At 67.8% G+C, this 18,892-nt stretch carries 19 protein-coding genes and 1 pseudogene; 13 read left to right on the top strand and 7 right to left on the bottom strand.

Going from position 1 to position 18,892, the window contains the following annotated elements:
- Positions 1-55: 55 nt before the first annotated feature.
- Together pheA and serC are read right to left on the bottom strand one after the other, a co-directional pair.
- A complete protein-coding gene (gene pheA / locus VGN58_RS07395; protein WP_327482655.1) occupies positions 56-1,207 on the bottom strand; it encodes a prephenate dehydratase in 1,152 nt (383 codons plus the stop codon).
- Between the two features lie 113 nt (positions 1,208-1,320).
- On the bottom strand, positions 1,321-2,406 hold the full coding sequence (gene serC, locus VGN58_RS07390; RefSeq protein WP_327482653.1) for a phosphoserine transaminase: 1,086 nt from the start codon (positions 2,404-2,406) through the stop codon (positions 1,321-1,323).
- Positions 2,407-2,579: 173 nt separating this feature from the next.
- Between serC and msrP the strand changes: the two genes are divergently transcribed.
- Positions 2,580-3,548: a protein-methionine-sulfoxide reductase catalytic subunit MsrP gene (msrP, locus tag VGN58_RS07385; RefSeq protein WP_327482652.1), complete on the top strand. Its 969-nt coding sequence runs from the start codon at positions 2,580-2,582 to the stop codon at positions 3,546-3,548.
- 448 nt (positions 3,549-3,996) lie between these two features.
- Positions 3,997-4,626 (top strand): protein-methionine-sulfoxide reductase heme-binding subunit MsrQ, encoded by a 630-nt coding sequence (gene msrQ / locus VGN58_RS07380; RefSeq protein ID WP_327482651.1) that lies wholly within the window; start codon positions 3,997-3,999, stop codon positions 4,624-4,626.
- On the opposite strand, the gene VGN58_RS07375 is transcribed toward msrQ, so the two are convergent.
- Positions 4,595-5,398: an FHA domain-containing protein gene (locus VGN58_RS07375; RefSeq protein ID WP_327482650.1), complete on the bottom strand. Its 804-nt coding sequence runs from the start codon at positions 5,396-5,398 to the stop codon at positions 4,595-4,597. The two genes, msrQ and VGN58_RS07375, sit on opposite strands and share 32 nt — an antisense overlap.
- Before the next feature lie 98 nt (positions 5,399-5,496).
- On the opposite strand from VGN58_RS07375, the gene VGN58_RS07370 reads away from it, so the two are divergent.
- Complete coding sequence (locus VGN58_RS07370) at positions 5,497-5,772, top strand: polyhydroxyalkanoic acid system family protein (protein WP_327482649.1); 276 nt, start codon at positions 5,497-5,499, stop codon at positions 5,770-5,772.
- Here the strand turns inward: VGN58_RS07370 and VGN58_RS07365 are convergent.
- On the bottom strand, positions 5,769-6,485 hold the full coding sequence (locus VGN58_RS07365; protein ID WP_327482648.1) for an FFLEELY motif protein: 717 nt from the start codon (positions 6,483-6,485) through the stop codon (positions 5,769-5,771). The genes VGN58_RS07370 and VGN58_RS07365 overlap by 4 nt on opposite strands.
- Before the next feature lie 87 nt (positions 6,486-6,572).
- On the opposite strand from VGN58_RS07365, the gene VGN58_RS07360 reads away from it, so the two are divergent.
- The 4 genes from VGN58_RS07360 to VGN58_RS07345 all read left to right on the top strand — a co-directional run bounded on the left by VGN58_RS07360 (position 6,573) and on the right by VGN58_RS07345 (position 10,185).
- Entirely contained in the window at positions 6,573-7,817 is a 1,245-nt protein-coding gene (locus VGN58_RS07360; protein ID WP_327482647.1) for a patatin-like phospholipase family protein, read from the top strand.
- 94 nt (positions 7,818-7,911) lie between these two features.
- The gene (locus VGN58_RS07355) at positions 7,912-8,475 is read left to right on the top strand and encodes a phasin family protein (RefSeq protein WP_327482646.1); all 564 of its coding nucleotides are present in this window, start codon (positions 7,912-7,914) and stop codon (positions 8,473-8,475) included.
- A 243-nt stretch (positions 8,476-8,718) separates the two neighbouring features.
- Positions 8,719-9,672: a restriction endonuclease gene (locus VGN58_RS07350; RefSeq protein WP_327482645.1), complete on the top strand. Its 954-nt coding sequence runs from the start codon at positions 8,719-8,721 to the stop codon at positions 9,670-9,672.
- Positions 9,673-9,756: 84 nt separating this feature from the next.
- Positions 9,757-10,185, top strand: coding sequence for a group II truncated hemoglobin (locus tag VGN58_RS07345; protein WP_327482644.1), 429 nt, complete (start codon positions 9,757-9,759; stop codon positions 10,183-10,185).
- Positions 10,186-10,316: 131 nt separating this feature from the next.
- Here VGN58_RS07345 and VGN58_RS07340 read toward each other — a convergent pair whose 3' ends face one another.
- Positions 10,317-12,305, bottom strand: coding sequence for an SDR family oxidoreductase (locus tag VGN58_RS07340; protein ID WP_327482643.1), 1,989 nt, complete (start codon positions 12,303-12,305; stop codon positions 10,317-10,319).
- A 151-nt stretch (positions 12,306-12,456) separates the two neighbouring features.
- On the opposite strand from VGN58_RS07340, the gene VGN58_RS07335 reads away from it, so the two are divergent.
- A complete protein-coding gene (locus VGN58_RS07335; RefSeq protein WP_327482642.1) occupies positions 12,457-12,714 on the top strand; it encodes an acyl-CoA-binding protein in 258 nt (85 codons plus the stop codon).
- 11 nt (positions 12,715-12,725) lie between these two features.
- A complete protein-coding gene (locus VGN58_RS07330) occupies positions 12,726-13,352 on the top strand; it encodes a TetR/AcrR family transcriptional regulator (protein ID WP_327482641.1) in 627 nt (208 codons plus the stop codon).
- 139 nt (positions 13,353-13,491) lie between these two features.
- Here VGN58_RS07330 and VGN58_RS07325 read toward each other — a convergent pair whose 3' ends face one another.
- The gene (locus VGN58_RS07325; protein ID WP_327482640.1) at positions 13,492-14,442 is read right to left on the bottom strand and encodes a YafY family protein; all 951 of its coding nucleotides are present in this window, start codon (positions 14,440-14,442) and stop codon (positions 13,492-13,494) included.
- A gap of 322 nt (positions 14,443-14,764) precedes the next feature.
- Positions 14,765-15,181 carry a hypothetical protein gene (locus VGN58_RS07320; protein WP_327482639.1) on the bottom strand — a complete coding sequence of 139 codons (417 nt, stop codon included), beginning with the start codon at positions 15,179-15,181 and terminating at the stop codon, positions 14,765-14,767.
- Between the two features lie 164 nt (positions 15,182-15,345).
- On the opposite strand from VGN58_RS07320, the gene VGN58_RS07315 reads away from it, so the two are divergent.
- The 4 genes and pseudogenes from VGN58_RS07315 to VGN58_RS07300 form a co-directional block, all read left to right on the top strand.
- Positions 15,346-16,200: a hypothetical protein gene (locus tag VGN58_RS07315; RefSeq protein ID WP_327482638.1), complete on the top strand. Its 855-nt coding sequence runs from the start codon at positions 15,346-15,348 to the stop codon at positions 16,198-16,200.
- Entirely contained in the window at positions 16,184-16,765 is a 582-nt protein-coding gene (locus VGN58_RS07310; RefSeq protein ID WP_327482637.1) for a hypothetical protein, read from the top strand. Before VGN58_RS07315 ends, VGN58_RS07310 begins: the two co-directional genes overlap by 17 nt.
- Positions 16,766-17,108: 343 nt before the next feature.
- Positions 17,109-18,320 (top strand): flagellin, encoded by a 1,212-nt coding sequence (locus tag VGN58_RS07305; RefSeq protein ID WP_327482636.1) that lies wholly within the window; start codon positions 17,109-17,111, stop codon positions 18,318-18,320.
- Positions 18,321-18,401: 81 nt separating this feature from the next.
- Positions 18,402-18,892, top strand: a pseudogene (locus tag VGN58_RS07300) (flagellin); the annotation flags it as partial.

Here is an 18,892-nt window from a genome sequence, read left to right as displayed (position 1 = left end):
TGGGCCGGATCAGCACGCCTGCGAATCACGAATCCCCAATCACGAATCACGGCGTTCAAGGCACCGCAACCGGGTACGACCCCAGCACCTTGATCTGCGCCGAGTGCTGCTTCAGCTCGGCCAGCGCCAGTTTCATCGCGTCGTCGTCGATGTGGCCGGCCAGGTCGATGAAGAAGCCGTATTCCCACTTGGCACGGTGCGAGGGTCGCGACTCGATGCGGTTCATGCTGATGCCATGGCGCGCGAACGGGCTGAGCACGTCGAACAGCGCGCCGGGCTTGTCGTGGATGAAGACGAGCACGGAGGTGCGGTCGTGGCCGGACGGCGGGAAGAGGCTGCGGCCGATCACCAGGAAGCGCGTCGTGTTGTCCTTGTCGTCCTGGATCGGGCTCATGACGACCTTCTTCAGGCCGTACACGTGTGCGGCGCTCTCGCCGCCGATGGCCGCCGCGTCGTCGTTGCCGCGCGCGCGACGCGCGCCCTCGGCATTGCTCGACACCGGCACCTTCTCCACCTTCGGCAGGTTGGCGCGCAGCCAGCCCGCGGTCTGCGCGAACGACTGCGGATGCGCGTAGATGCGCTCGATGTCGTCGATGCGGCCGGAGCGCGACATCAGGAACTGGTGCACGCGCAGTTCGACTTCGCCGCAGATCTTCAGGTCCGAGGTCAGGAACATGTCCAGGGTGATCTGGATGGTGCCCTGCCCCGAGTTTTCCACCGGCACCACGCCGAAATCGGCGTTGCCGCTGGCCACTTCCTGGAAGACTTCCTCGATGCTCGCCAGCGGCAGGCCGTGCGCGGAGCGGCCGAAGTGCTTGAGCACCGCCTGCTGGCTGAAGGTGCCCTCCGGGCCCAGGTAACCGATCTTCAGCGGCTCCTGCTGGGCCAGGCAGGCGGACATGATTTCGCGGAACACGTGCACCAGCACTTCGTCCGACAGCGGCCCTTCGTTGCGGTCCACCACCATGCGCAGCACCTGCGCCTCGCGCTCGGGCCGGTAGTAATCGACCGCCGCCGCGAGCTTGCCCTTGGCCTTGCCGACCTGATGGGCGAAGCGTGCGCGCTCGGCGATCAGCGACTGGATCTGGCGGTCGATGCCGTCGATCTTGGCGCGCACGTCGGAGAGCGCGGGTGCCGGCGTCGCGTTGGCTTTCTTGCCCGCGGTTGGCTTGGCGGTCTTCTTCGGTTTGCTGGGTTTTGATGCCATGGGGTTTCCGTAGTTCCGTCGCGTCCCTGTGGGAGCGACGTAAGTCGCGAAGATCTACCGGTAACGCTTCATCGCGACTTACGTCGCTCCCACATCGGGTCGATGAGGTCGAATCATCCGTTGCGTTGCTGGAAATCGCGCATGAAGTCGACCAGCGCCTGCGCGCCTTCCACCGGCAGCGCGTTGTACAGCGAGGCGCGGATGCCGCCGACGGCCTTGTGTCCTTTCAGCGCCAGCAGGCCGGCGGCCTTGGATTCGGCGACGAAGCGCGTGGTCAGGGTCTCGTCCGGCAGGAAGAACGGGATGTTCATCCGCGAGCGCGCGGCCGGCGCCACCGCGTTGCGGTAGAAGCCGCCCGAGGCGTCGATGGCACCGTAGACCAGCGACGACTTCACCGCGTTCCGGCGGGCGAACTCGGCCACGCCACCTTCGGCGAGCATCCACTTGAACACCAGGCCGGCCAGGTACCAGTTCCAGGTCGGCGGCGTGTTGAGCATGGAATCGCGTTCGGCATGCGAGCGGTAGTCGAAGATGTCCGCGCGCGGCTGGCCGGTGCGTTCCAGCAGGTCCTTGCGGATGATGACCACCGCCACGCCGACCGGGCCCAGGTTCTTCTGCGCACCGGCGTAGATCACGCCGTACTTCGATACGTCCAGCGGCTCGGACGCGATGGACGAACTGAAGTCCGCGAACAGCGGAACGCCGCCGACGTCCGGCGTATCGCGGAACTCGACGCCGTGGATGGTCTCGTTGGCGGTGATGTGCACGTAGGCGGCGTCCGGGGTGAGCCGCCAGGTGTCGCGCGCGGGGATGTCGTGGAAGCCGCCGGGTTCGCCATCGGCGGCGATGTTGACCGTGCAGTAAGGCCTGGCCTGCTTGATCGCGGTCTTGCCCCAGTGCCCGGTCACCACGTAGTCGACCACCTGGCCCGGCGCGGCGAAGTTCAGCGCCAGCAGGGCCTGGTGGGTGGTCGCGCCGCCGGACAGGAACAGCACCGCGTAGTCGTCGGGAATGCCGACCAGCGCGCGCAGGTCGGCTTCGGCCTGCGCGGCGACGGCGATGAAGTCCTGGCTGCGGTGGCTGATCTCCACGATGGACGCGCCGATGCCGTTCCAGTCGAGCATCTCGGCCTGGGCCTGCCGCAGGACGGATTCGGGCAAGGTCGCCGGGCCGGCACTGAAGTTGAACGCGCGCGTCATGGGGCACCTGAACAGGAAGGGCCGTAGTATGCCGCAGCGCATCAGTTGCAGGGGCAACCAGCGCCGCGCATCCTTTTCTTCATCGGCGGCGTACTACCTTCTAGGCGCCCGGTCGATGAACCAATGCCGCAGCGCCGGGTCGAACCCACCCGCCTTCCGAGGAAACCCCTCCCATGTCCTTGCGCGATGCCCTGCGGATTCCCGCCTCCGAGATCACCGACGAGCGTGTCTACCTGGAGCGCCGGCGCCTGCTGCAGGCCTTCGCCGCCGCACCCGCACTGGCCCTGGCCGGGTGCGCCGAGGCCGAACCCCCGCCGCCGCCAAAGATCACCGTGACGCCGGAACAGGCGCGGTCCGGCTTCCGCACCACCGAGACGCTGACCCGGTTCGAGGACGTCAGCACCTACAACAACTTCTACGAGTTCGGCACGGGCAAGGCCGACCCGTCCAACGCGCGCAAGACGCTCAAGACCTCGCCGTGGTCGGTGGTGGTGGGCGGCGAATGCGCCAGGCCGGGCAAGATCGCGCTGGAAGACCTCATCAAGGGGCTCACGCCCGAGGAACGCATCTACCGCCTGCGCTGCGTCGAGGGCTGGTCGATGGTGATCCCCTGGCTGGGCGTCCCGCTGGGCGAGGTGCTGAAGAAGTTCCAGCCCACCGCCAAGGCCAAGTATGTCGCCTTCACCACGCTGGCCGATCCGGTGCAGATGCCCGGCGTGCGGTACCGCTCGATCAACTGGCCCTACCGGGAAGGCTTGCGCATCGACGAAGCGATGCACCCGCTGACCCTGCTGGCCACCGGCCTGTACGGCAAGCCGCTGCCGCAGCAGAACGGCGCGCCGCTGCGGCTGGTGGTGCCGTGGAAGTACGGCTTCAAGAGCATCAAGTCGATCGTGGAGATCAAATTCGTCGAGAAGATGCCGGAAACCGCCTGGCACGATCTGCAGCCGTCGGAGTACGGCTTCTTCTCCAACGTCAATCCCGCCGTGGACCACCCGCGCTGGAGCCAGAAGACCGAGCGCCGCATCGCCGGCACGCAGAGCAAGCTGTTCGCCGAGCGCATCCCGACCCGCCCGTTCAACGGCTATGCCGACCAGGTGGCGTCGCTCTATGCCGGCATGGACCTCAAGAAGTGGTATTGAGCGCGCGGCCGGAGACCGCATGCTGCGACTGTCCGGGGGGCTGGCATGGCAACGGTGTTCGCGGTCTGCGTGTGGTGCCATGCCACCCGATTACGGCAGGGGTGAGCTTCAACTCACTTCGTGATGATGTCCCCTTCCATTCGTGGTGAGCCTGTCGAACCATGTCGTTCGAGACCGACGCTCAGGCTTTCCGCCAAGAGCGTGGTTCGACAGGCTCACCACGAACGGGACCTCGACGGGCTCACCACGGACGGGGCCTCGACAGGCTCGCCACAGCTCCTCGACGGGCTCACCACGGACGGCTTCTCGAGGGTTCTGCACGACGGGCGTGGGGACGGGGGTCACCCCCTTGGGACTCGGACCTGCAGGCGCTGACGTCGCCCGCCTCCCGACATCGTCGCGCACCTGACATCATCGCCTTCCGACACCGACACCATCACCATCCCGCATGCCCGAGACCTCCCCGCGCCTGATTGCCGCCAAGACCCTGGTCCATGCGCTCGCGCTGACGCCACTGGCCATCCTGGCCTGGCAGTTCCATGACGTGTGGCGCAACGGCAGCGACGCACTCGGGGCCGATCCCGTGGCGGAGATCGAACACCGCACCGGCCTCTGGGCGCTGCGGATGCTGATGATCGGGCTGGCGGTCACGCCGCTGCGGCAGCTGACCGGCCAACCGGTGCTGCTGCGCTTCCGGCGCATGCTGGGGCTGTACGCATTCTTCTATGCCACGCTCCACCTGGCCGTGTACCTGGGCCTGGACCTGCGCGGCTACTGGACGCAGATCTTCGAGGAGATCGTCAAACGTCCTTACATCACCGTCGGCTTCGCCGCGTGGCTGCTGCTGGTGCCGCTGGCCATCACCTCGACGCAGGGCTTGATGCGCCGGCTCGGGCGCCGCTGGGGCCAGCTGCACAAGCTCGTCTACGCCATCGGCGTGCTGGCGGTGCTGCACTTCTGGTGGCTGGTGAAATCGGACATACGCGAGCCACTGCTGTATGCCGCCATCCTGGCGGTCCTGCTCGGCTGGCGCGTGTGGAAGAGGTTCAGCCCGCGCCGAACAGCAGCAACGCGCTGAGCGCGCCCGCCATCAGCAGGGCCGCGATCAGCAGCCACGGCCAGCGCAGCATCGACGCGGCAGGCGTGTCCGTCATGGCGGCATCCGCGGGCACGGCGCCGGTGTCGTCCACCGGCACGGCGTCCTCCGGCTTCGCGCTGGGCATCCACGGCACTTCGAGCACGAAACGGTGCTGCGCATCGAACACCACCTGGTCGCCGGCCACCAGCAGGGCATCGCGCACCGCCACGCCATTGACCCTGGTGCCTTCCGCCGAGCCGAGATCGCGCAGCAGCACGCGCTCGCCGCGCAGTTCCAGGCGGGCATGCCGTTCGGCGAATCCGGGATCGTCGATGCGGATGTGGGCATCGCGGGCGCGGCCCACGATGCGCGGCTGCTCCAGCGATACGCTCCTGCCGTGGTACTTGCCGCCCAGGCCACGCAGGACCACCCGCATATCACCCTGGCCTGCATCGCTGTCGCGCAGGTCGACCGCCGACGCGTAACCGGATTGCAGCAGCAGTTCCACGCCTTCCACGAACACCGCGTCGCCGGGCCGCAACACCGCCATCCGCCTGACCGGCCGGCCGTTGATGTGCACGCCGCGCATGCCGTTGGCCACCTGCAGCCACAGGCCGCGCCGGTCCACGCAGATCTGCGCGAGCAGCGCGCCCTGCAGGGCGTCACCGACGCCGATCGTGCCGGCCGCTTCGCGCACGATGCGGTGCACGCCGGTGGTGAGCGGCCGGTCGGGCGCGGGACGGTTGCTGAAATGAAGTCTGAGGTTCTGCACGCGACGGGAGCCTAGCAGGTTGGCGCGGGACCGGCAGCCCCGGCTTGGCATCTTCACGCGTCGCCGCGCAGAATAGCCGCTCGTCACCGGAGCCGCGCATGGCCAGCATCGATATCCAGCACCCGCATTCCAAATCGCCCGCGCAGGCGCGCAAGGCCATCGAAGGCGTGGCGAAGAAACTGGCCGAACGCTTCGACATGGAGTACGGCTGGGACGGCGACACGCTGAATTTCAGCCGCTCCGGCGTGGACGGCAAGATCGCCCTGCTCGCCGACAAGCTGCGGGTCACCGCCAACCTGGGTTTCCTGCTGTCGGCGATGAAGGGCCCGATCGAGGCCGAGATCCGCCGGGTGCTGAGCGAGAAGTTCGACTAGTCGCGGAACGGGTCCGGATCGCCCGCGAACAGCCGGCGCGATACCGTCCGCTCCGCCCGTTCGATGTCGCGCACGAACGCCTTGCCGTCGCCCAGCGCGGCGAAGGCCGCGAACCCGCGCTCCAGGAAGCCCTGCAATTCGCCCAACCCGGTCGCCTTGGCCGGGCCGCGCGACAGCTTGAGCAGCGTGGCCACGCCGGGCGTTTTCACTGCCCGCGCCAGGCCCACCCCCACTTCCGCGATCAGGTCGATCTGGTGCCTGCGCAACCGCGGCAGGCCCACCTCACGATAGGCCTGGCCGTACAGCTCGACATCGAGTTTGCGGCGGGTCGGCGCCAGCCTGTGCAACGCCTCGGCCATGCGCATGTCCAGGGCATGCGTCAGCACGCCCAGCTCGATGCCGTGGGCGACGGTTTCCAGCACCGCGCCGGGCAGCAGGCGCTGCATCATCGGCATGACCTTGGCGACGTTGGCGTCGCGCCCGCTGAAATCGTGGTCGCCGTAGACGTCGGTGAGGAAGAACATCGCCGCCGCGCGCCGCTTCGGATCGTTCAGGAAGTGCGCGAAGCTCGCTTCCAGCCGCGCCGCCTGCCAGCGCCGCACCTCGGGCAGCCAGCGCAGCCGGTTGCGCGGCTCGTGGTCGGGGTCGTGCGCGGCCTGGTGCCAGGCCAGGCGCCTGCCCACGCGTTCGATCAGCGGATTCGTTCGGGCCATGGGGGTCATGATCCGGACCCGACGCGAGCACCGCAACCCGGCGGGTGGTCGGCTACACTCGGGCGGCAAGGTCATCACGGGTAGTACATGCTTTCGATCCACAGCGCGCGGCAACGGAGCCACAACGGCAAGATCGGGCTGGCCATCGCCGGCGGCGGCCCCATCGGCGGCATGTACGAACTGGGCGCGCTGCGTGCGCTGGACGAAGCGCTGGACGGCCTGGACCTGACCCGCATGGACTGCTACGTGGGCGTCAGTTCCGGGGCGTTCCTCGCGGCCGGGCTGGCCAACCGGATGGGCACGGCCGAGATGTGCCGCATCTTCATCACCGGCACCAGCGACGACGCCGAGTTCCGTCCCGAGACTTTCCTTCGCCCCAACGTCGGCGAATATCTGCGACGCGCCGCCAGCCTGCCGGGCCTGTACGCCGACTGGCTGGCGCGGCTGATGCGAAACCCGCGCCGGGCCACGCGCTGGTCGGACCTGTTCCTGCGCTTCGGCGGCCTGGTGCCCACCGGCATCTTCGACAACGAGGAAGTCGAGCGCTTCCTGCGCGACATCTTCACCCGGCGCGGCCGCAGCAACGATTTCCGCACCCTGGAGGCCGACCTGTTCGTGGTCGCGGTGGACCTGGACAGCGGCGAGGCGGTGCGATTCGGCGAGGAGGGCTGGGACGACATCCCGATCTCGCGCGCCGTGCAGGCCAGTTCCGCCCTGCCCGGCCTGTACCCGCCGGTGGAGATCGGCGGCCGGCATTTCCTCGACGGCGCCCTGCGCCGCACCATGCACGCGAGCACCGTGCTCGACCGCGGCATCGACCTGATGATCGGCATCAACCCGCTGGTGCCGTTCGACGCCAACCAGGCCACCCCGCAGGCGGACGAGGCCGAACAGGTCGGGCTGGCCAGCGGCGGCCTGCCGGCCGTGCTGTCGCAGACGCTGCGCACGCTGCTGCAGTCGCGCATGCAGATCGGCATGGAGAAGTATCCGCACCGGTATCCGAATATCGACCAGCTGGTGTTCGAGCCCAATGCCGACGACAGCGAGCTGTTCTTCACCAACCTCTTCAGCTTCTCCTCGCGTCACCGCGTCTGCCAGCTGGCCTACCGCAACACGCTGGCCGACCTGCGCAAGCGCGCCGCCGTGCTCAAGCCGATGCTGGCCGCGCATGGCATCCGCTACCACGACGACATCGTCAACGATCGCCATCGTTCGATCCTCGACGGGCTGGACGTGACGCCGCGCATGACCGAAACCACCGCCCGCCTGCGCCGTGCGCTGGACGACGTGGACCAGCTGGTGTCGCGCCATCGCGCGGCGCGACGCTCCTGAGCCGATCACGGATGCGTCACCCGCTGGTGTGAAAACTCTAGACGCGGCGCCGATTCTGGCCCGCACTCACCCCTCCCTCCAATGACGGAACGCCATGGCCACGCTGAAGAAATCCGCACGCAAGAAGACCGCTTCCGCTTCCAAGAACGAGGACCTGCAGGCGCAGGCCGAACAGATGTCGAAGCGTCTTGGCGAATCGGCGCAGCAGGTATGGCTGGCCGGCGTGGGAGCCTTCGGGCGCGCCCAGGCCGAAGGCACCAAACTGTTCGAGACGCTGGTGAAGGAAGGCCTGTCCCTGGAACACCTCACGCGCAAGGCCGCCGGTGGCAAGGCGCAGGCCGTGCGCGACGCGGTCGAGACCACGGTCGGCCAGGCGCGTGAGCGCGCCTCCGACACCTGGGACCGGCTGGAGAAAGTCTTCGAGGAACGGGTGCACCGCGCACTGCGCCGCCTGGAGGTGCCCAGCCGCGAGGATCTTTCCGCGCTGATCGACCGCGTGGACGCGCTCAATGCGGAACTGCGCAAGCTCGGTGGCACGCCGTCGGCCAAACCGGCCCGTGCGGCGCGTCCGCGCAAGGCCGCCAGCGTCAAGAAACCGGCGCCCGCGGCGAAGAAAACGCCCGCAAAACGTGCGCCGCGCAGGAAGGCCGCACCATAAGGTCGCACACGATTTTTCGTGTGCTTTTCTGAATGAAAAATTGTTGCGCGGCAGCATCGAATGACGTAACAATCATTCCGCCCGCCAGTCCATCGAAGTTCGTTTGCTCCCCTCCCCTTACGGCTTCGGACTGGCGGGCGCTTCATAGCCCGCCGCCCTCCCCCTGTCGCCATCGGGCACAGACACGTACGGGGCCGGCCCGGTAGAATCGCGGGTCTAATAACAACAACGCATCCGCGACGCATGTCCATCTGGCTCATCGGCTTGGCCGTCACCCTTGTGAGCGGCACCGCCGCCACGGTTTATCTCTGGCTGATCCGTCGCCCCCGCGACGAAATGTCGTATGGACTGCACGCCCTGTCCGGACTGCGCTGGCGCGAATTTTCGAAGCTCGTGCTGGCCGCGATGGCACGCCGTGGCCTGGTGGAAGCGACGCCGGACCAGCAGGAATCGCGCGAACCGCAGTCGACCTTCCTGCTCGCCCGGGGCGAAGAACGCTGGTTGCTGTCCTGCAAGCATGGGTCGGCTTACCGCATCGCCGCGGCACCGGTGCAGGAACTGGCCGCGAGCATCCGCCTGGGCGCCGCGCGCGGCGGCATCCTCGCCACCGAGGGCAAGGTCGAGAAGGAAGGGCGAGACGCCGCGCAGGGCACCAGCATCGAACTGCTCGACGGTCCACGGCTGTGGCCGGAAGTGCGCCACCTGATCGAGCCCGCCCTGCGCGAGCAGATCGCCCACTACGCCACCAGCCGCGCCAAGCGCCACACGGGCATCTCGTGGCTCGGCGCGGTGACCCTGGGCGCATTGGCGATGGCGGCCTGGTCGAACGTCTATCCGACGGTCCGCGAGGACGCGGAACCCGCGAGCCCCACCCGCGTGGCACGCCCGGCCACGCCGGCGGCACCGGCGACGCCGGCCGTCCCGCAGGAAAGCTTCCGCGAGCCCACCGACGAAGAGCTGGAAGCGCAGATGCGCGATGTCCTGAAGGCCCTGTCGAAGACGCCCGGCATCACCCGCGGGGTCTGGCAGACCAAGCTGACGCTGAGCATCGACCGCACCGCCAGCGAGAAGGAGATCTGGCCGTGGATCTGCCTGGAACTGGAGCGCTACCCGGCCCTGCGCGCGACCCGCGTACAGCTCAACCCGCCACCGGGCAGCAGCGAACCGGTGCGCTGGCGCCAGTGCAGGACGATGTGATCGCCGGCGCACCGCGACACTCCGTCGCTGTGCGCGGGGGCAGCGCTGCAGGATGATCCTGCCGCCGCCCCGCCTCCCGATCCGATGAACGATCCCGCTGTTCCCACACCTTACGACCGCATCGGCGGCGAGGCCGGCCTGCGCCGGATGACGCAGCGCATGTATGCGTTGATGGACACGCTGCCCGAAGCCGCTGCCGTGCGCGCGCAACATCCCGCATCGCTGGAAGGCAGCGAGCAGAAGCTGTTCGAGTTCCTCAGCGGCTGGCTCGGCGGACCACCGTTGTTCACGCAGAAACACGGCGCACCGATGCTGCGCGCCCGCCATCTGCCCTTCCGCATCGGCATGGAGGAAGCCAGCGGCTGGCTGGCCTGCTTCCATGGCGCCATGACCGAGACGATAGAAGATGCGGACCTGCGCGAGTTCCTGTGGTCGCGGATCGAACCGCTCGCGCTGCATATGCGTAACCTGCAGGCGGTGCCGTTGCGGTGGGCGTACACGCAGGACGCATAGCGCCCAGCGCGCTCCGCGACGCCTCCTTCACCGTCCGGCAATGACCACAGCGCAGCAGGCGCAGGCCCTATCGGAACGCAGCCTGCCGACAAGCCGATATCCGCAGTGTTGCGGGTACTCCGCAGCGCCACCTACCAGTGCACGCCCCGCATCAGCGACGCGAACGCGATCTGCTCCTGGCTGGGCGCCGCTTCCTTCATCGCCTTGCGGTCGCCCTTGGCCGCGGCCGAGTCCGGGAACAGCTCGAACGCGGTGTTCATCACCACCTCGTAGGCCTTGGGCGCGAGCGCATTCACCAGCGCGGCGAAGATGCCCAGGCGCGTGGCGATGCGACTCGGCTTCTCGATGATCGCCTTGACCAGCAGGTCGGCCGCTTCCTCCGGCGACAGCGTCGGCACGCTGTCGTACATCTTGGTGGGCGCGATCATCGGCGTCTTCACCAGCGGCATGTTGATGGTGGTGAAGCTGATGCCCTTGCCCGACAGTTCGCCCTGCGCGCAGCGGCTGAACGCATCCAGCGCCGCCTTCGACGCCACGTAGGCCGAGAAGCGCGGCGAGTTGGCCAGCACGCCGATCGAACTGATGTTGATGATGTGGCCCTTGCGGCGCTCGGTCATCTTCGGCAGGAAGCCCATGATCAGGCGGACGCTGCCGAAGTAGTTCAGCTGCATCGTGCGCTCGAAATCGTGGAAGCGGTCGTAGCTGGCCTCGATGGAACGGCGGATCGAGCGGCCCGCGTTGTTGATCAGGATGTCGACGTGCCCGTGCTCGTCCAGCACGGTCTTCACCAGCCGGTCGCAGTCCGCCATGTCGGACAGGTCCGCGGTGTAGGCATAGACCTTGCCGCCCGCCTTCTTCATGTCGTCGCGGGCCTTGAACAGTTCCTCCTCGCCGCGCGCCACGATGATCGTGGTCGCGCCCGCTTCGGCCACGCGCTGCGCGGTGGACAGGCCGATGCCCGAGGAACCACCGGTGATGACCACCACCTTGTTGCGCACCTTGCCCTTCAACGTGCGGTCGACGAACAGGTCCGGATCGAGGTGGCGCTCCCAGTAGTCCCACAGTCGCCACGCGTAGTCGTCCAGCCGCGGCACGGCGATCCCGCTGCCCTTCAGCGCCCGCTCGGTCTCGCGGCTGTCGAACCGCGTCGGATAGGTGATGAACTTCAGCACTTCCTTGGGAATCTTGAAGTCGCGCAACAGCATGCCGATGAAGCGCCGCACCGGCGGCAGGTTGCCGACCGCGGTGCGGATGCCGCCGGGGACGAACGCGAACATGCGCGCATCCAGGCGCATGGTCATTTCGGGTGCATGGCCGGCGCGGGCGAAGGTGTTCAGCACTTCGCCCACGCGCATCGGTTCGGGATCGGTCAGGTGGAAGGTGTGGCCGTCCAGCTTCGGCTTGTGCGCGATGTGGTCCATCGCATCGGCCACGAAATCCACCGGCACGATGTTGATGCGTCCACCCTCGATGCCGAGCACCGGCATCCACGGCGGCAGCAGTTCGCGCAGTTTCTTGATGAGGGTGAAGAAGTAGTACGGGCCGTCGATCTTGTCGATCTCGCCGGTCTTCGAATGGCCGACCACCATGCCGGGGCGGTAGATGCGCCACTTGATGCGCGTTTCGCGGCGCACCAGGCCTTCGGACTCGTGCTTGGTGCGCAGGTAGGGATCGTCCAGGCCTTCTGCCTCCTCGAACATGTCTTCGCGGAAGATGCCGGGGTACAGGCCGGCGGCGGCGATGGAGCTGGTGTGGTGGAAACAGCCGGCCTTCACTGCGGCGGCGAGATCCAGCGCATGCTGCGTGCCGCCGATGTTCGCGGCCTGCTGCGCCTCGCGGCTGGCGGTCAGGTCGTAGATGGCGGCCAGGTGGAAGAAATGCTTCACCTTGCCGGTCAGGGCGCGCAGCTGCGCGGGCGTCAGTCCGCACTTGGGCTTGGTCATGTCGCCATGCACCACGGACACGCGCTTCATGTCCCAGCCGGCCTTCTTCGCGATGGCGTCGAACTTCTTCTGCGAGTCCTTGCGGACCAGTACGTGGACCGTCCCGCTGCGCTTGAGGAGGTTGCCGACCAGGTAACGGCCAATGAATCCCGTGGCGCCCGTGACGAAATAGCTCATGACGTCCCAACCCTCGCAATGTGTGGGCCAGCCCCTCCGACCGCCCTGCGGGCTACGTTGCCAGAGCGATCCGGATTCGACAATCCCGTCACGGATTGACCGCCCCCACCACCCGTGGTGTGATGGCCCCGATCACTGGGAGGGATCATCCATGGCAGATCTGAAGAACGCGTTCGAGCAGGCATCCAGGGACATCCAGACGCTGAGCGAGCGCCCGGACAACGACACGCTGCTGCGCCTGTACGGGCTGTACAAACAGGGCGCGGAAGGTGACGTGAAGGGCGACAAGCCCGGCTTCTTCGACTTCGTCGGCACCGCCAAGTACGAAGCCTGGGCCAAGCTCAAGGGCACGTCGCAGGAGGACGCGCAGAAGAAGTACGTGGACCTGGTGAAGAAGCTGCTGGCCTAGGATCGGCCCGGATGGCGCGCGATACCCGCCAGCGCATCCTCGATGCCGCCCTCGCGATGTTCAACATGCAGGGCGAGCCTCATGTCACGACGAACCACATCGCCGACGAGCTGGAAATCAGCCCGGGCAACCTGTACTACCACTTCCGCAACAAGGACGACATCATCGAGCAGCTCTTCGCGCGGTACGAAGAGCGCATGGATGCCGCCCTCACTCCCCCCACCGACCGGCTGCCGGGGCTGGAGGACATCTGGCTGCAGTTGCACCTGGTGTTCGAGTGCATCTGGGATTACCGGTTCCTGTACCGCGACCTGGTCGAGATCCTCAGCCGCAACCGCCGCCTGCGCATGCGCTTCGCCCGCATCCTCAAGCGTGCCGACGACAGTGCGCACGCGGTGATGCGCGGCATGGGCCATGCGGGTGTGATGCGCGCGTCGGCGGCGGAACTGGCCGCCACCGCCACCAACGTGCTGGTGATTTCCACGTTCTGGCTGAACTACGCGGCCACGCGCGGCGAGAAGGACGAACAGGCCGCCATCCGCCAGGGCATCGTGCAGGTCATGATGCTGGTGGCGCCGTTCCTGCGTGATGCCGAGCGCGTGCACCTGAATACGCTGACGCAGGCGTACACCGTCTGACGCCGCCCCATCGTTGCCCGTGCCCTGTGGCGCAGCGTCGAGCTTGCTGCACGACGGACGGCACAGGTGCCTCGGGAAACGAACGGCAGCGGAGCAAGCTCCGCTCTACGCCAACCGGTGGATGGTCAGTGGGCGGAGCTCAGGCGGCCAGCGCATCGCCCAACCGGGCCGACGCCGCGCGAAGCTCCGGCAGCAGTCCGCGGTCGTCGACGATCTCGAACTTCGGGCCGATCAGGGCAATCAGCGCGAGCAGCGCGTCGATCGATTCGGCGCCCAGCTCCAGCAGGCAGTGGTGCGCATCGCCGGCTTCGAGGATGCCGCACCATGTCGGTACGCGCGCGGCCTGTTCTTCGATCGAGCCCGGCAGACGCAGCCTGATCTGATAGCGGGTGAAGGGCTGGGTGATCGACTTGGCCACGTAGTCGGCCACGTCACCGGGGAACTCCCGCGGCGGGAACTGCGTGCCGGTGTCGTGCAGCGACTGCACGCGATCCACACGGAACGTCCGCCAGTCCTCGCGCTTGAGGTCCCATGCCACCAGGTACCAGCGGCTGCCGGTGTGCACCAGGCGCAGCGGTTCGATCAGGCGCTCCGTGGCGCGCTGGCTGCGGTCGCGGTAGTGCATGCGCAGCCGGAAACCGTCGCGGCATGCGCCGGCGATGCGCAGCAGCAGGTCCACATCGGAGGTCGGCACGCCGCCGGCCAGCGAGAGCGTGACCGAGTACAGCGCACTGGCGCGCTTGCGCAGGCGTGCGGGCAGCCACTGGTCCAGTTTGGACAACAGGCGCAGCGAGGTGTCTTCCATCCGTCCCACGCTGGCGGCCGCCGTGCGCAGGGCCACCGCTACCGCGACGGCCTCGTCGTCTTCCAGCAGCACCGGCGGCATGGCGGAGCCGGACCCGAGACGGTAGCCGCCGCCCAGCCCGGGCGAGGCGTCGATGGGATAGCCCAGCTCGCGCAGACGTTCGACATCGCGCCGGAGGGTACGGCGATCAACGTCCAGCCGCTGGCTCAGCTCCGCGCCGGTCCAGTGGCGACGGGACTGCATCAGCGAGAGCAGGCGGAGGAGACGGTTGGAGGTGCTGAGCATGGGCGCAGTATGCGCGCCTATTGAGGACCGATACTGTCCTCGACTCCCGATCGTCGCCGGCGGGGGCTGCCGGTTCTGGCGGCGATGCGCGGTGACGTCGTCGCGTCGCGACGTGCCGGACCTCCTGCTTCGTCCCGGGGGCTCCGTGGCACGGACCACAGGGAAATCAAGGAACTGCTCCGGCGGGCGGCGATTGCGACCGCCTGCGCCACCCGGCGACGACGGCGCGTTCCCGCGCTCCGCCACCCCCGGCCCTGCTCCGACCGGCCACAGCAGAACGCCCCGACAGGCGGGGCGTTCCTTCTGGTTACTCGCCCGGCCCTCAGGCCCGGCTGCGGCGTGCCGGCCGCTTCGCGGCGGCCTTGCGGGGCGTAGCAGCCTGACGCGTGCGCTTGGCAGCCGGCTTCTTGCGTGCACGAGGGGCCGACTTGCGGGCCGGTGTCTTCAGGCCCAGCTTGGCCAGCACGGGCTGCAGGCGGGCTTCGACGTCGGCGCTGAAGCGCTCCACGCTGGCCTCGCCCTGTTCGCGGACATCCGCCAGGCGTCCCAGCACGTCGCGCTGGGCCTGTTCGGCCAGCGCTTCCGCCTGCTGGCGCGCGGCCTGCAGCTTGCCGACGGCATCGTTGGCGGCGCCGATGGCTTCACGACGGCCCACGGCGATCAGGCCGAGACCGGCGAGCCAGACGTGGCGCAGGGTGGGTTCGGGAGTCTTGTTGCGGGTGGTCTTCCGGGTGGCCATGGGGGCATCCACATGCCGGCCACGGTGGCCGGCTTTCATGAGGTGATGCTGTCCGGCCTGCGTCGAGCAATCACACTATTGGCCGCTCGTGTCACCGATTGCGTAGGGGTTGCCTGCGGACCGCGTTCGCGGCGATGCTCGCCGCTTCCTGGGAGGGATGATCGATGGCAGCGAAATCTTCGAAGTGGACTCCGTTTCCGCACGACGCCAAGAACTATTCGTACGCCGGCGATGCCTTGAAGAAGGCGTGGCCGGCCCTGCATGCCGGCGATCAGGAGCCCTACCCCGACGAGAAACGCGCCATGGCACTGATCGCCGCCGCCGGCAAGGCCGCCAAGGGCATCGAGCCCGCCGATCTGGCGCAGCGCCTGCAGGACGCGTGGCGTGCGTTCCATCGCGGCGACTTCCAGGCCGCGTACGAAGCCGGCGAGGCGCTCGGACCGCTGGGCGCCTCCGTCGCGGTCAAGGCGATCGGCATCCACGCCACCTACCTGGTGGATGACGACGCAGAGCAGCTCAAGCGCTTCGAGCAGGCCGCCAAGCTGGCCGAGGCCGCGATCAAGGCGCTGCCGGACGAAGCCAACAGCCATTACCGCCACGCCTTCGCCCTGGGCCGCTACAGCCAGGGCCTGAGCATCGCCAAGGCGCTCAAGCAGGGCATCGCCGGGAAGGTGCGCGCCGCGCTGGATGCGACGCTGGAGCGCGAACCCAAGCATGCCGAAGCGCATACCGCACTGGCGCTCTACCACGCCGAGATCATCGACAAGATCGGCGCGATGATCGGCGGCCTGACCTACGGCGCCAAGGCCAGCGAGGCCGAATCGCACATCAAGACCGCGCTGAAGCTGACGCCCGACTCGCCCATCGCCCATGTCGAGTACGCCAACGTGCTGCTGCTCCTGCATGGCGACAAGAAGGAAGACGCGGCGGCCGCGTCGTTCGAGAAGGCCGGCAAGCTGAAGCCGCGCGACGCCATGGAAGCGCTCGACGCCGCCCACGCGAATGCGCAGATCGAGTAAGTCCCTGGCCCGGGTGCTGGCGGCGCTGTCGTTGGCCGCTTCGACGCTCACGTCGTCCGCGCAGACGGTCGTCGCACCCTCGCCCACTGCCCTGCCCGCACCGGCGGCCGGCCCTGCCGACACGCTGCTCGACGCGCTCACCTGCCGCACGTCGAGGGCCGACGTGCCGGCCCTGCTGACGCGCTTGCGGCGCGAGCGTCCGTCGGAGTTCGTCCAGACCGAACGCCAGTACAGCGCACCGATGATGGATCTCTACCGCCTGGAGGATCCGGTACAGGCGTGGGGGCATCGCAGCGACGCGGTGGTCATCACTGACAATCGCGTCCTGCTGCTCGTCAACCATCCGATCGAGCAGGCCACCGTGCAACTGGAGCGTGCACTGGAAGAGAGCAAGGACGCGCCACTTGCCGGCGCACTGGACGATGCGCACGCGCTGGTCGTCTATCCGCCCGAACATCCCAGCCTGCAGGGACGCACCCTGGTCGGCTGCGAGTACCGCCTGAGCGGCGTATCCCTGCTCGCCGATCCCGCCGACGCCTGGCGCAACGCCACACCGACACCCTGATCGCGCGCTGCGCGCGAGCGCGCTTGCTCACCTTTCACATGTTCACGCGCACGGGCGCTCGCCCGCGCCCGCACGCGTGGTCGCGTGCCGTTGCAGTCGGAAGGGCGCGGTTAACGGCAGCGCCCGCGCCTTCTTTAGGGCCTTCGTCACGCTTTTCCTCTCCTGCGCGAATCCCTGCCAGACAGGCCTTTCCGCGGCCTAGCACATTTTTTCGCATGGCCCCTAAAGGTTTTTTGGGGAGCGCCGTTATTCATTTCGCAACACGAAGACGACTAGCCCAACAAAACAAACCGGCAGCGTCTTTTCCCTTCAACGCCGTGAATCCAAATAAGAGGAGACGAACATGGCACAGGTAATCAACACCAACACGATGTCGCTCAACGCTCAGCGCAACCTGAGCACCAGCGGCGCCTCTCTGGCCACCACCATCCAGCGCCTGTCGTCGGGCCTGCGCATCAACAGTGCGAAGGACGACGCCGCCGGTCTGGCCATCTCCGAACGCTTCAGCACCCAGATCCGCGGCCTGGACGTGGCCGTGCGCAATGCCAACGACGGCATCTCGCTGGCCCAGGTCGCCGAAGGTTCGCTGACCGAAATCGGCAACAACCTGCAGCGCATCCGCGAACTGGCCGTGCAGTCCTCCAACGCCAGCAACTCCGCGTCCGACCGCGCCGCCCTGAACGCCGAAGTCAAGCAGCTGACCGCCGAAATCGACCGCGTCGCCAAGCAGGCCGACTTCAACGGCACCAAGCTGCTGGACGGTTCGTTCACCAGCCAGCTCTTCCAGGTCGGCGCCAACGCCGGCCAGGCCATCGCCATCGACAAGGTGGTCGACGCCCGCGCCCAGACGCTGGGCGGCGTGACCTTCGCCAACAGCTACGTCGGTACGGCGCTGGCCGTTGACGCGGCGGCGGCCGATACCACCTTCTCGCAGTTGCAGGTCACGGTCACCCCGACCGGCGGCACCGCGACGACGTTCGACATCGGCGCCTTCGAAGTGAAGGCCGGCCAGTCGATCACGCAGGGCGCGGCCGCCGCGCTGAACGCCCGACTGGGCGAGACCGGCGTCTACGCCGAGGTCAAGGCCGGCGTCATCAACCTGACCGGCATCAAGGGCGGGCAGGAATTCGCCCTCGCCTTCGGCGGGCCGGTCGTCGCCGGCGCCACCGCGTCGACGGCCGCCAACCTTGGCCTGACCGAAACCAGTACCAACGGCGGCGACCTGGCCACGACCAACAGCTTCGTCCAGGGCCTGGACATCACCACCTTCGCCGGTTCGCAGCGCGCCCTGGAAGTGGTCGACAAGGCCCTGACCTCGGTCAACGGCGCGCGCGCCGACCTGGGTGCCATCCAGAACCGCTTCACCTCGGTGGTCGCCAACCTGCAGACCAGCTCGGAAAACCTGGCCGCCTCGCGCAGCCGCATCCGCGATACCGATTTCGCCAAGGAAACCGCCGAACTGACCCGCACCCAGATCCTGCAGCAGGCCGGCACGGCCATGCTGGCCCAGGCCAACCAGGTGCCCCAGAACGTGATGTCCCTGCTGCGGAACTAAGCCTTTGCGTCCCGGGTTGCACGGCCGGGAAGCGTTGGAATCTCCATCCCCCGTGCGACAAACGCCTAAGGAAAACTTCTCATGGCACAGGTAATCAACACCAACACGATGTCGTTGAATGCTCAGCGCAACCTGAGCACCAGCGGCGCCTCGCTGGCCACGACCATCCAGCGTCTGTCGTCGGGTCTCCGCATCAACAGCGCCAAGGACGACGCGGCCGGTCTGGCCATCTCCGAACGCTTCAGCACGCAGATCCGCGGCCTGGACGTGGCCGTCCGAAATGCCAACGACGGCATCTCGCTGGCCCAGGTCGCCGAAGGTTCGCTGACCGAGATCGGCAACAACCTGCAGCGCATCCGTGAGCTGTCGGTGCAGTCGGCCAACGCGACCAACTCGTCGTCCGACCGCGCCGCGCTGAACGCGGAAGTCAAGCAGCTGACCGCCGAAATCGATCGCGTGGCCAAGCAGTCCGAGTTCAACGGCACCAAGCTGCTGGACGGCTCGTTCTCCAGCCAGCTGTTCCAGGTCGGCGCCAACGCCGGCCAGGCCATCGCCATCGACAAGGTGGTCGA

Origin of the sequence: Pseudoxanthomonas sp. (assembly GCF_035999195.1) — a bacterium.
Lineage (GTDB): Bacteria > Pseudomonadota > Gammaproteobacteria > Xanthomonadales > Xanthomonadaceae > Pseudoxanthomonas_A.
Note: the sequence above shows the minus strand (reverse complement) of the source record. Positions and strands in the feature narration are given on the sequence as shown.